Consider the following 11,369-nt stretch of genomic DNA (forward strand, 5'->3'; position numbering starts at 1 on the left):
AAGGCAAGCGTGAGAGGGCAAAGTCTATTGAATGAAGCATTAGACAGGGTCTAGCGCTCTAGCCAGCATCAAGATACTTCTCTAAGTCATCAGGGGATTAACATGGGTTTCTATGGTTTTTCAATCCAAGGCTTGCTAGTATTGAATACATCTCTGTGCATCTAACTTGTTATTGGGCGGATCCGCATAAATCCCATTTCTCTCAGGCACTTTCGTGCCCTTGCCGCCGAGATGGGGAGTGCTATGCGGGTCCGCATAACGCCGTTCGATGGCATACACAGCGCCCCCTCAATCCCTTACCCGCTCCGCCAGCACCCGGCCGCCCGCATCCACCAACTCAATCCGCAGCGGCATCTGGCCGGCCGCGTGGGTGGAGCAGGAGAGACAGGGATCGAAGCAGCGGATCCCCGCCTCCACCCGGTTGAGCAGGGGCTCGGGGATCTCGGCGCCCGCGGCCACCGGGGTGGGAATGAATTCACGGGCGATCTGGGCCACGGTGCGGTTCATGGCCAGGTTGTTCTGGCCCGTGGCAATGATCAGGTTCACCCGGGTGATTAGGCCGTCGTCGTTGACGCGGTAGTGGTGAAACAACGTGCCCCGCGGCGCCTCGCTCACCCCCACCGCCCCATTGGCGTTGAGGCTCGCATGGGCGCGGATGCGGCCGCCCATCAAGGCATCGTCGGCCACCAGCTGCTCGATCCCCTCCAGGCAGGCCACGATTTCCACCAGCCGGGCGTGGTGATAGGCAAACGAGGAGGTGATGATGCGGCCGCCACTCTCCACAGTGCCGCTGCGCTGGCGCAGCTCGGCCAGCTCCGCATCAGCCCAGGAGGTGCCGATCCGCTCGCACACATTCAGCCGCGCCAGCGGGCCCACCCGATACATCCCCTCCGGATAGCCCAGGGGCTTGTAGTAGGGGAATTTCAGGTAGCTCCAGCTCTCTACCGCCTCGCCCAGGAAGCTGGCGTAATCGTCTTCCGAGAGGCCATCGGCCACGATCCGGCCGTGACTGTCGATGAAGCGAATCGCCCCCTCAATGCACTCCCAGCCGCCATCGGGTGCCACCAGGCCCATGAACAGCGACGGGAAGTCGCCAAAAGTGAGCTGCTCCCGCTGCAGCGGCCCATCCAGCAATTTTTTGTAGAGCTCAAGTGCCGCGGCCGCGGTGGCCCTGGCCTCCGGTAGCCGTTCCAGGATCCAATCGCGGGCTGTGGCGCTGAGGGGTGAGCGCACCCCACCGGGCACGGCCCAGGCCGAGTGGATCTTGCGGCCTGCCAACAGCTCAATGATCTGCTGGCCAAACTGGCGCATGCGGATGCCGGCGCGGGCCAGCTCGGGATCGGCCGCCATCAGGCCAAACACATTGCGCTTGGCCGGATCGCTCTCCCAGCCCAGCAGGAAATCGGGGCTGCTGAGGTGGAAAAACGAGAGGGCATGGCTCTGGCAGATCTGGGCCAGATTGAGCAGCCGCCGCAGCTGGCGGGCCGCCGGTGGCGGCTGCACCCCCAGCAGCTTGTCGCCGGTTTTGGCCGCGGCCAGCAGGTGGCTCACCGGGCAGATGCCGCAGATGCGGGCGGTGATGCCCGCCATCTCCGTGAAGGGCCGACCCTCACAGAAGGTCTCGAAGCCGCGATACTCCACCACGTGGAAGCGGGCAGCAGCGATCTCGCCGGCGTCATCGAGGTGCAGGGTGATCTTGGCGTGGCCCTCGATGCGGGTCACCGGGTCGATTGTGATCGTGCGGGGGGTGGAATCCGAGCTCACAACGATCTCCCTGAACCGAAAGCCGATTCAACCAAACCCCAGCATGGCCGCGATCCCAGCCGCTGGTTGCACTTACTCCGGCGCATCACCAAGGGAGCCGGAGTGGCTAGGCAGACGCCCTTCAACTTCCAGCCGCATCGTGATGATCCGCTGCACCACATACACCAGCTGGGCCGTGCTCCAGCCGGCCATCAACACCCCATTCACCGCCTCTGCAACGCTGAGCAGGCGCCAGCACGCTGGCAGGGTCATGTCGCCATAGCCAACGGTGGTGAAAGTGATGCCGGAAAAATACAGGCTGCCCTCCAACCCCGAAAACAAGCCCAGTCCCTGATACAGCAGGGCCCAGAGCAGGATTTCCACCCACAGAGCCAGCGCCGTGAGCAGGGCCATGGCCAGAATCATCAACAGGCGCCGCCTACTGCGCGGCGCACACCAGGCGTCGAGCCGTTGCCGGTGGGTGCACTCCGCCTGAATCACCGTCACCAGCGTGTGAATCACGGAGGTGAGGATCAGCATGGCCACCGCCATGCCCAGCTGAGCCGGCAACCCCAGGCACACTCCAGGGGCCTGGGGCGGCCTGCCCTGGCCCCAAGCCGGTGCGGCCGCGGCCAGCACGCCCAGGGCAACGGCAGCCGCAAGCCGGTGATGGCGCTGCAGCAGCGGGATGCGCTCCATCAGGAAGCCTCCACCCCCGACAGCTCCGGGGTGAGCGGCTCAGCCAAGGGCACCCCGAGCCAGCGCGCTTCCTCCCGCGCCGCCGGCAGCAGCCGTTGCAGCTGCTCGCTGCTGGCTGCCGGATCTGCCCTGAGTTGGTTGTACCGGCGCAGCGCACTGTTGGGAAACAGCAGCAGCCCCACGGCCACGGCCAGGGCACAGCCCATCAGGTAATCAATCCAGCGGTTCGGGATATACCAAGCCACCAGCGGCCCGTAGCCCACAAACGCCACCCCGCTGGAGATCAACGCCGTGCGCAGATAACTCGCCTTGTTCAACGCCATCACCAAAGCCGCGGTGCCAGCCATCACCAAGCCGTTTTGCAGCGCCCCGGTCCCCAGGGTGTTGAACACCAACAACGGCATCAGAATGCCTAACGACACACCCACCATCCGGTCGCGCACCCGGCCGAGGGTGTCGCCGATGCTGTCGTTCAGCAACAGCACCACCCCGAAATAGAGATATTTCGGGGTCACCGCTCCCACCCCCTGGCCGATGGCCAGGGCCAGGCTCGCAAACACGAGCTTGCGCCAGAAGAACGGCGATTGCAGGCCTGCTTTGACCCGCTCAGCCAAGGGCGGCTCAGCCGGCTCCTCTGCTGGGGCCTCAGAGGCGGGAGTTTCGGCAGGGGAGAAGGCCAGCTGCAGCGCCGTGCCGATCGCCATGCCAAGGGCAATGGCCAGCAACTCCTGGCCCCAGTCACGCCAGCTCGGTGCACTGCTCAGTAGCGGCAGCACGCCAGCCACCGCCACAACGCCCGAGAGCATCCGCAATTTGCCGGGCAGCAGCAGGGCTAACAGCTGCATCAACGCCGCCACCAACCCGAACAGAAACACCTGGGGCACCGCGCTCAAGGCGAGCCCCAGCACCACGCCGATCGCCATACAGAACCCGAGCACCACCAGCAGCACCGGGTAGATCGCCAGGGGCCAACGGCTGAAATCGGGTCGCACGATCACAGCCGCGATCACCGCGCCGTAGGCGATGGCTTCACCGCTGAGGTTGAGGCCATCGCAAACGGCACTGGTCAGCCCAACCGCCAGAGCGATCACCAAGGCCCCGCGCAGTTGCACCATTCAGGAACGGGGAGGGCTCAACGCCCGGGCCCAGCCCACCAGCAGCAGCACCACCACCAGGGCAACCCAGAACCACAGCCGCGGCGGCGAGCTGCTGGCTGCAATCACCAGCAACACCAGCGCGATCCAGGGAGCTGGCTGACGCCAGGGGCTCAACCAACGCCCGCGGTTATTCATAAAACCAAACCTCTCATCGCTCTGCTCCGCCAAGCCAGCGCAGGAACGGCAGCACGAAGCTCACCAGGGAACGCCGTTCAACCTCCACCTTTGCCCGGGCGGGAGTGCCGTTCTCCAGGGGCAGATCGGGCCCTTGGCCACTGCTCCAGCGCAACCCGCTGGGGCTGCTGGCCCCCTCTAGTTCCACGGTCACCAGCTGCACCGGCGAGCTGATCTTGTCGGCAGCGGTGGCCAGGGGGTCGCCACCCTCACCGAAGGCGGCCTGGCGGCTGCGGGCGATCAGGCTCTGGGCCAGTTCCGGATCCCCCACCACCCGGCTCACCTCGGCTAGATCGGCGGTGGCAGGTGAAATGGCCACGATTTTTCCCTCGACAGAGCCGTAGCGCTCAGCCGTGCCGCCGTAGCGCTCCCGGGTCTGCAGCAGGGGATCGAGCTGGATCGACCCACCGAGCCGCAGGCGCACCGCATCGGCATCACTGAACAAGGCGGTGGCCAGGCGCGGGCGGCTGGCTTGCAGGGGCCCGGGGCCCAGGGTTCCGAGCCGCTGGCCCGGCAGCACCGCCTGCCCCGGGCTGACCGCCAAACTCAGCAAGCGGCCAGAGCGGGGTGCCAGCACAGCCTGGGCATCCTCCTGCCCCTCCAGTTCGGCCCGGTTGGCATCGAGCTGGGCAAGCTGGCCCTCCAGCGCCTTGATCTGGCTCTGGTTGCGCAAGTACAGGTCCTGCGCTCCCACCCAGAGGGGGCTGTAGCGGGGGATGACCTCATCGCGGCGCAGGGTCTCGAGCGCCTGCAGCTGCTTCTGCACCGGCTGGTTGGTGCTGCGCAGGGTGGCGATCTGGGCCCGGATTGCCTGCTGCTGGCGGTCGATGGCCTGTCCCTGACGAACCAGGGCAGCAGGATTGGGACCCACCGTCCCAGCACCCGCCGCCGCCTGATCCACCCGATTCAGGCTGGCCAGCAGCTCGCCCTGGCGCACGGCGTCACCGACGCGAAGGGGCAACGCCTGTACCTGGCCTGCCGATCGCGCGTAGAACCCCACGCGGCTGTCGGGCTGGAGCAACACAGCACTCCCCTCAACCTTCACCGCCACCGCTGGCGAGAGGGACCAAGCTGCGGCGATCGTGGTGACGACGGCCATCGGCAGCAGGCGCGGAGCCCAATCAGCTGCTGCCATGCCGACCTTCTTTCCTATCACTGAACCAGTGGCTCTATCGTACCGGCCACACGCCTTTGCCCAGCTTTGAGTCGGCGATCCCGCTGGATGGGGGCAGTCACAGCGGTGATCCTGGGTCTGGCTACTGGCCCGGCCGCCCGGGCGCTCACCCCCCCACTGGTGCTCAGCCGCCAGCAGGCCCTTGAGCTGGGATTGGGCGCGTCCCTGAGCCTGCGCAGCCAGGTGCTGAAAGTGGAGGAGAACCAGGCCCTGGTTGGGTTGGCCCGCACCCGTTTTCTGCCCAAACTAGATCTGGTGGCCCTGGGCACCTTTGCCCAGGTGAACACTGACATCGGCTTCATTTCCAACCTGCCCACAATCGGTGACCTGAGCCTCAACCTCGGTGCCGACGGTTCGGCCCTGATCAACAACACCTTTGTGAACCTGGGTTTGATCTTGCGGATGCCGTTGCTGGATTTTGGCCGCAGCCCGCTAAAGCAAGCTGCCCAGGCCGATCTGCAGGCGGCCCGCGCCGAGCAGGAGGAGCAGCAACGGCGTGCCCGCTTTGAAATTTTGAGCCGCTACCTCTCTGCCCAGTTGAGCGCCGCCCAGATTCCGGTATGGGAAAGCTCGCTGGCGTTGTCCCGCCAGTTGCTCCGCGACGTAAATGCAATCCGCCGTGAGGGCCTTGCCCCACGCATTGATACCTATCAAGCCGAGGCCCTGCTGCAAGCAGACCTGCAGGGATTGGCAGAGGCCCAGGCCCAGCATGAAATCGCCCTCAGTGGCCTGGCCCGCGTGCTGAATCTGGCGGCCGAATCCCGCGTCGAACCCGCTGACCCCCTCCAGACGGATCCGGCTTGGGGCCACAGCTTGGGCGACAGCCTCAGCAAAGCCGTGGAGCAGCGCCCTGCCCTGGAAAGCCTTTCGCAACTCCAGCAGGCCCAACAAGCCAACGTGCAATTGGCCCGAGCTGGACGGTTGCCCAGCGTCGGCCTGCTGGTGGGAGGGGGCATCAGCGGCAACTGGCTCAATGTTCCAAACCTCAGCTCTACCCCCTCTGTCAGCAGCAGCAGTGACGCTGGCGTGACTTTGCCAACCGTCAACACGAGCGGCAGCGCCTCGGGCAGCTTCGTCGACTGGGGGGCCGCCATCAGCGTGCGCCAGCCCATCTTTGACGGAGGCCTCAGCCGCGAGTCGATTGCCCTGGCCCAGCGCCGTGCAGCCCAGGCGGAGATCGCCCTCCAGCAGGCCCAGCAGGCCATCATCCAAAACGTGGAAACCTGGTACGCCACCCACCGGGCAGCCACGGCCCAAACCGCCGCCGCGCGGGCGGCCATCGTGGCGGGAGAACGGTCGGTGCAGGATGCCCTGCTGCGCTATAGGGCCGGCCTCTCCTCTCTGACCGAGCTGTTGGTGGCCCAGCGCAACCTGCAGGTGGCCCGCTCAGCTGAGGCCCTGGCGATCTACCGCTGGAACCTGAGTCGGGCTGGTCTGGAATTGGAAACGGGTCTGGTGGACGTCCCATCGGCGGGCGGCCCGGCGGGTTGATCGCAGCTTGCACTCAGCCAAAACCCAGCATGGCCGGGCCTTCCATCGGTGGCGCCTCGCCGCGCAGCAGGGCCTCCAGAAACGCCCGGATCCGCTCAGCCGAAGGGGGGCAGCCCGGCAGGAAGTGATCCACCGGGATCAGCTCATGCAGGGGCAGCACCCGCTCCAGCAACTCCGGCACGATGCCCGGGGCGTGGGGATGCTGGGCGCCAGTGTCGGCCAGCTCCACATAGCCGCGCTCCAGCACGCTCTGGCGGCTGCCGCCCTCGACGCCGGCCCAGAGGTTGCGCATGCCCGGCACGTTGGCGCTGACGGCACAGTCGCCGAAGGAGACCACCACCTTGCTGCGGGCCCGCAGCTGCAGGGCGAGTTCAAGGTTGTCGGCGTTGGCCACCGCCCCCTCCACCAGGCACAGATCCACACCCTCGGGAAACACCTTGATGTCACTGGCCACCGGCGAATAGACGATCTCCACCCGCTCGGCGAGCTCAAAGAGCCATTCGTCCAGATCGAGGAACGACATGTGGCAGCCGCTGCAGCCCGCCAGCCACACCGTGGCGAATCGCAGCTTTGGGGGTGAGGCCATGGTCATTGGTTGTGCCAAGGGTCATTGGTTGTGCCAGTGGTGCTCGGTGCGCGCCTCGACCAGCTGCTGGGCCCGCTCGGGGTGGGGCTGCTTCTCGCCGCTGCCATCCTCCTTGCGAAACAGGGCGCCGGTGGGGCACACATCGACGCACTTGCCGCAGTTGGTGCAGGCCGCCACCTCCCCCCAGGGCTGATCCAGGCCGGCGATGATCGAGCAGGAGCTGCCCCGATAGCCCACATCCCACACGTGGGCTGCCTCGATCTCATCGCAGACCCGCACGCAGCGGGTGCAGAGGATGCAGCGGTGGTGATCCAGGCTGAACAGGGGGTGGCAAGCGTCCACCTGGCGCCGGGGGTACTGGTAGGGGAAACGGGAGTGGTCCATACCCACCTCCACCGCCACGGCCTGCAGCTCGCAGGCGCCGTTGGCGACGCAGACGGCGCAGACATGGTTGCCTTCGGCGAAGAACAGCTCCACCGCCATGCGCCGGTAGGTGTCCAGCTCGGGGGTATGGGTGTGCACCACCATCCCGTCGGCCACGGCGGTGACGCAGGCGGGCTCCAACTTGGGATGGCCCTCGATCACCACCAGGCAGAGGCGGCAAGCCCCCACCGGCGTGAGACCATCGAGGTGGCAGAGGGTGGGCACCTGCAGGCCCGCCGAGCGGATCGCCTCCAGCAGGGTGACTTCAGCTGCTGCCTCCACCACGAGTCCGTTGATGATGAGCCGCACTGGAAGCTGGGCCCCTGTCATGGGGCGATGGGCGCCGCGATGGGAGCCTCAATAGCAGCCTCGTATTCGGCGCGGAAAAACCGCAGGGTGCTCAGCACCGGATTGGGGGCCGACTGGCCCAGGCCGCAGAGGCTGGTGGCCTTGACCATTCCGCAGAGCTGCTCGAGCTGCACCAGATCAGCCGCCGTCGCCCGGCGCTCGACAAAACGATCCAGCAGCTGGGCCAGCTGCACCGTGCCGGCCCGACAGGGCAGGCACTTGCCGCAGCTTTCATCGACGCAGAAACGCATGAAATAACGGGCCAGCTCCGGCATCGCCATCGCCCCATCGATCACCACCATGCCGCCGGAGCCCATGATCGAGCCCAGCGACCGCAGGCTCTCGTAATCCACCGGGGTGTCGAGCAGCGCCGCCGGCACGCAGCCGCCGGAGGGGCCGCCGGTCTGCACGGCCTTCACCTGCCCCGGTGGGCTCTGGCCCATGGCCTCGACGATGGTGCGCAGGCTCGTGCCCATCTCCACCTCAATCAGGCCCGTGTGCGGGATGGCGCCGGAAAGGGCGAACACCTTGGTGCCCTTACTGGTGGCCGTACCCATGGCGGCATACCAGTCACCGCCCTCCCGCAAGATGGCCGGCACGGCAGCAAAGGTTTCCACGTTGTTGATCAGGGTGGGCAGGCCCCACAGGCCCGACACCGCCGGGTAGGGCGGCCGCGGCCGGGGCGTGCCCCGCCCCCCCTCGATCGAGTGGAGCAGGGCCGTTTCCTCGCCACACACGTAGGCCCCGGCACCGATGCGCAGCTGGATCGGCAAGCCCGCCAGCACCCCCCGGGCCTCGGCGGCGCCGATGGCGGTGCGCAACCGCTCGATCGCCAGCGGATATTCGGCCCGCACATAGATGAAGGCCTCGGCGGCACCGACGGCATGGGCGGCGATCGCCATGCCCTCCAACAGCCGGTGGGGATCCCCTTCCAGCACCGCCCGGTCCATGAAGGCGCCGGGATCTCCCTCATCGGCGTTGCAGACGACCGCCCTGGTGGGGCTGGCCTGGGCGGCCACCAGCTGCCACTTGCGGCCGGTGGGATAGCCCGCACCGCCGCGGCCCCGCAGACCACTGCGCGCCACCTCCTCGATCACCGCTTGCGGCACCAGCTGCCGGCAGCGATCCAGCGCGGCGTAGGCGCCCTGGGCAATCGCATCGTCGATCGAATTGGGATTGACCAGGCCGCAGCGCTCCAGCACCACCGATCGCTGCAGAAGAAAAAACGGATGGGCCAGATCCAGGCGCCGCTCCCCCGCCACTCCACCCACCAGCTCGGTGGAGCCATCGACGTGGTCGACCGCCGCCAGGGGGCCCATGCCGCAGAGCCGCAGGCAACCCACCGGCTTGACCCGATCAGCACCCACCTCCGCCTCAAGCCGCTGCCTCAGGGCCGCCCCCCCGGCTGCCCGACAGGCCGTGGCATCGCAGCAGCGCCAGCTCACGCCCATGGCAGCGCCTCCGGCTGGCCCATGGCCAGGACTCCATCGACCACCAGCACCGGGGCCTGGCCGCAAGCCCCCATGCAGCTGGTGGTCTCGAAGGCCACCCCCCGCTGCCGCAGGGCGGCCTCCAGCCGCTCGGCCCCCCGCACGAAACAGGCGGTACCCCGGCAGACAACGCAGCGATGGGGCGGCGGCGGGTCGAGGCGAAACAGGTGGTAGAAGCTCGCCACACCCATCACCTCGCTGAGGGGACGGGCCATACTGATAGCCAGCTGCTGGAGCTCTTGCCTGGGCAGATAGCCATGCAGCAACTGCACGCTGTGGAGCCGCTCGATCAACGAGTCGCCCGGATCATGGGATGGCGATCGCTCAGGTTTCGTTGCCACCCAGGTCATCCTCAAATCCCTCGTCTGGATCGAATTCACTCCAGCCGGGGCTGGCGTCGTTGAACAGGCCATAGCGCGCCGTCTGATCGTCCATCAAGGTGTTGCCCGTGGGCCGCGTGTCGCAGCTGATGCCGCCGTCGGCGGTGGGCTGGCAGTTGTCGAATTCCACTCCGGCGCGGGCTGGCGAGGGCCCCAGCAGGGCCAGGGAGAGTCCTGCCAGGGCAAGGGAACTGATTGGCAGAAGCTTCATCACTGGGGCAGCGGCGGCTGGGTCGGTCTACTGAGATGATGGCTGAGGTTTTGCGTCTGAGCGATGTACACCGATTGGACTGCCGTGATTCTGCTGCTGTTGACCGCAGCGCCACTGGCCGTTGTGGTGGCAACGGCAGCATTCTTTATCTGGCGAAAAAAGAAGCAGAAAGGATGAGGCCCCTGCCGGCAGCCTTGCCAGAGGTAGCTCAGGCCTGGCGCGCCCGCAACAGATGGTCGAGCCGTTCAGGGTATGGCCCCAGCTCCTGCAGCAGCTCGATTGCACTCAGGCGCCCGCCGGCCGGCACCAGGCCGGCACTGGCTGCCAGATCTCCAACCACCGAGGCGGCATCGAGACCACGCTGGCGGTAGGCGGCGAGGCCCTCGCCCCCCTCCCGTTTGCTCAGCCGCCGGCCCTGCCCATCTCGCCAGAGCGGCACGTGGCCGTAGCTCGGCGGGTCTGCCCCCAGGGCTGCCATCACGGCCACCTGGGCGCCGGTGGCGCTCCAGAGGTCACAGCCGCGCACCACATCACTGATGCCCAGGCTGAGCTCATCTACCGCCGTGGCCAGGTGGTATGCGAGGAAGCCATCGGCCCGGCGCAGCACCACATCACCCACTGCGCTGGGGCCGTCAAGCTGACCTGGGGGGCCGTAGCTTTCCAGCCAGCGCAGCACCCCAGGCCCCAAGCGCAACCGCCAGCTCGGCAGCCGGCCCTGCAGGGGCCCCCAACCTCCATCCCGGCCGCGACAGGTGCCGGGATAGACAGTCAAGACCCCATGGGGAGCAGAGATATCGGCCAGCAGGCGGCGACTGCAACGGCAGGGATAGAGCAGGCCCTGCCTGCGCAGGGCGGAAAGCACCGTGCCGTAGAGGCCGCGTCGCTGGCTCTGCCGCAGCAGCGGCCCATCCCAATCCAGGCCAAGCCAGCGCAGGTCGGCCAGGATTGAAGCCTCCGCGCCCGGGCGATTGCGGGGCGTATCGAGATCGTCAAGGCGCAGCAGCCATTCCCCACCCCGCAGGCGAGCGTGCAACCAGCCCAGCAGGGCGGTGCGCAGGTTGCCCCGGTGCAGGGCGCCCGTCGGCGAGGGAGCGAATCGCCCCCGGTAACCCTGCCGGCGTCGCAGCAAACCGGCTTCCAGCAGGGCCTGCAAGTGGCGGGGCAGGGGCATGGCCGCTGAGAACAACAAAAGCGGGGCAACAAAAAAGCGGCCCCGCAGGACCGCTTCAGCAAGGGTGATCCGGTCCTGGAACGATGCCCGGATCAGCCCTGAACCCGGTCCTTGAACATCTTGCCGGCGGTGAAGGCAGGCACCCGCTTGGCAGGAATTTTAATTTTCTCGCCGGTCTTCGGGTTCAGACCCTGACGGGCAGAACGATCCCTGGGTTCAAAGGAACCGAAGCCCAGAATGGAAACCTTCTTGCCTTCCACCACCGAATCAATGATGGTGTCGATGGCAGCATCCACAACCATGGAGACGTCGGTTTTGGTGA

At 67.0% G+C, this 11,369-nt stretch carries 13 protein-coding genes; 1 reads left to right on the forward strand and 12 read right to left on the reverse strand.

Translation table 11 applies throughout. From position 1 onward, the window contains the following. Positions 1 to 288: 288 nt before the first annotated feature. From KBZ07_RS09905 to KBZ07_RS09925, 5 genes are all read right to left on the reverse strand, one after another. Positions 289 to 1,764, reverse strand: coding sequence for a Ni/Fe hydrogenase subunit alpha (locus KBZ07_RS09905; protein ID WP_254931457.1), 1,476 nt, complete (start codon positions 1,762 to 1,764; stop codon positions 289 to 291). Between the two features lie 72 nt (positions 1,765 to 1,836). Continuing rightward, positions 1,837 to 2,442: a potassium channel family protein gene (locus tag KBZ07_RS09910; RefSeq protein WP_254931458.1), complete on the reverse strand. Its 606-nt coding sequence runs from the start codon at positions 2,440 to 2,442 to the stop codon at positions 1,837 to 1,839. Beyond that, the gene (locus KBZ07_RS09915; RefSeq protein WP_254931459.1) at positions 2,442 to 3,557 is read right to left on the reverse strand and encodes an FUSC family protein; all 1,116 of its coding nucleotides are present in this window, start codon (positions 3,555 to 3,557) and stop codon (positions 2,442 to 2,444) included. Before KBZ07_RS09915 ends, KBZ07_RS09910 begins: the two co-directional genes overlap by 1 nt. After that, positions 3,558 to 3,734 (reverse strand): hypothetical protein, encoded by a 177-nt coding sequence (locus KBZ07_RS09920; protein ID WP_254931460.1) that lies wholly within the window; start codon positions 3,732 to 3,734, stop codon positions 3,558 to 3,560. 13 nt (positions 3,735 to 3,747) lie between these two features. Beyond that, a complete protein-coding gene (locus KBZ07_RS09925) occupies positions 3,748 to 4,908 on the reverse strand; it encodes an HlyD family efflux transporter periplasmic adaptor subunit (RefSeq protein ID WP_254931461.1) in 1,161 nt (386 codons plus the stop codon). A 66-nt stretch (positions 4,909 to 4,974) separates the two neighbouring features. On the opposite strand from KBZ07_RS09925, the gene KBZ07_RS09930 reads away from it, so the two are divergent. Beyond that, entirely contained in the window at positions 4,975 to 6,438 is a 1,464-nt protein-coding gene (locus KBZ07_RS09930; protein WP_254931462.1) for a TolC family protein, read from the forward strand. 13 nt (positions 6,439 to 6,451) lie between these two features. On the opposite strand, the gene KBZ07_RS09935 is transcribed toward KBZ07_RS09930, so the two are convergent. From KBZ07_RS09935 to KBZ07_RS09965, 7 genes are all read right to left on the reverse strand, one after another. After that, a complete protein-coding gene (locus KBZ07_RS09935; RefSeq protein ID WP_254931468.1) occupies positions 6,452 to 7,030 on the reverse strand; it encodes an oxidoreductase in 579 nt (192 codons plus the stop codon). 15 nt (positions 7,031 to 7,045) lie between these two features. Then, positions 7,046 to 7,777, reverse strand: coding sequence for a bidirectional hydrogenase complex protein HoxU (gene hoxU, locus KBZ07_RS09940; RefSeq protein WP_254931463.1), 732 nt, complete (start codon positions 7,775 to 7,777; stop codon positions 7,046 to 7,048). Further along, complete coding sequence (locus tag KBZ07_RS09945; RefSeq protein ID WP_254931464.1) at positions 7,774 to 9,246, reverse strand: NuoF family protein; 1,473 nt, start codon at positions 9,244 to 9,246, stop codon at positions 7,774 to 7,776. The genes hoxU and KBZ07_RS09945 overlap by 4 nt, the downstream gene beginning before the upstream one ends. Then, entirely contained in the window at positions 9,237 to 9,626 is a 390-nt protein-coding gene (locus KBZ07_RS09950) for an NAD(P)H-dependent oxidoreductase subunit E (RefSeq protein WP_254931465.1), read from the reverse strand. The genes KBZ07_RS09945 and KBZ07_RS09950 overlap by 10 nt, the downstream gene beginning before the upstream one ends. Beyond that, positions 9,610 to 9,876: a hypothetical protein gene (locus KBZ07_RS09955; protein WP_231596224.1), complete on the reverse strand. Its 267-nt coding sequence runs from the start codon at positions 9,874 to 9,876 to the stop codon at positions 9,610 to 9,612. The genes KBZ07_RS09950 and KBZ07_RS09955 overlap by 17 nt, the downstream gene beginning before the upstream one ends. Positions 9,877 to 10,084: 208 nt before the next feature. Continuing rightward, entirely contained in the window at positions 10,085 to 11,047 is a 963-nt protein-coding gene (gluQRS, locus tag KBZ07_RS09960; protein WP_254931466.1) for a tRNA glutamyl-Q(34) synthetase GluQRS, read from the reverse strand. 92 nt (positions 11,048 to 11,139) lie between these two features. After that, the coding region (locus KBZ07_RS09965) for an HU family DNA-binding protein (protein ID WP_254931467.1) at positions 11,140 to 11,369 on the reverse strand (230 nt) is incomplete at its 5' end.

The sequence above is a fragment of the Cyanobium sp. BA20m-14 genome, assembly GCF_024346295.1.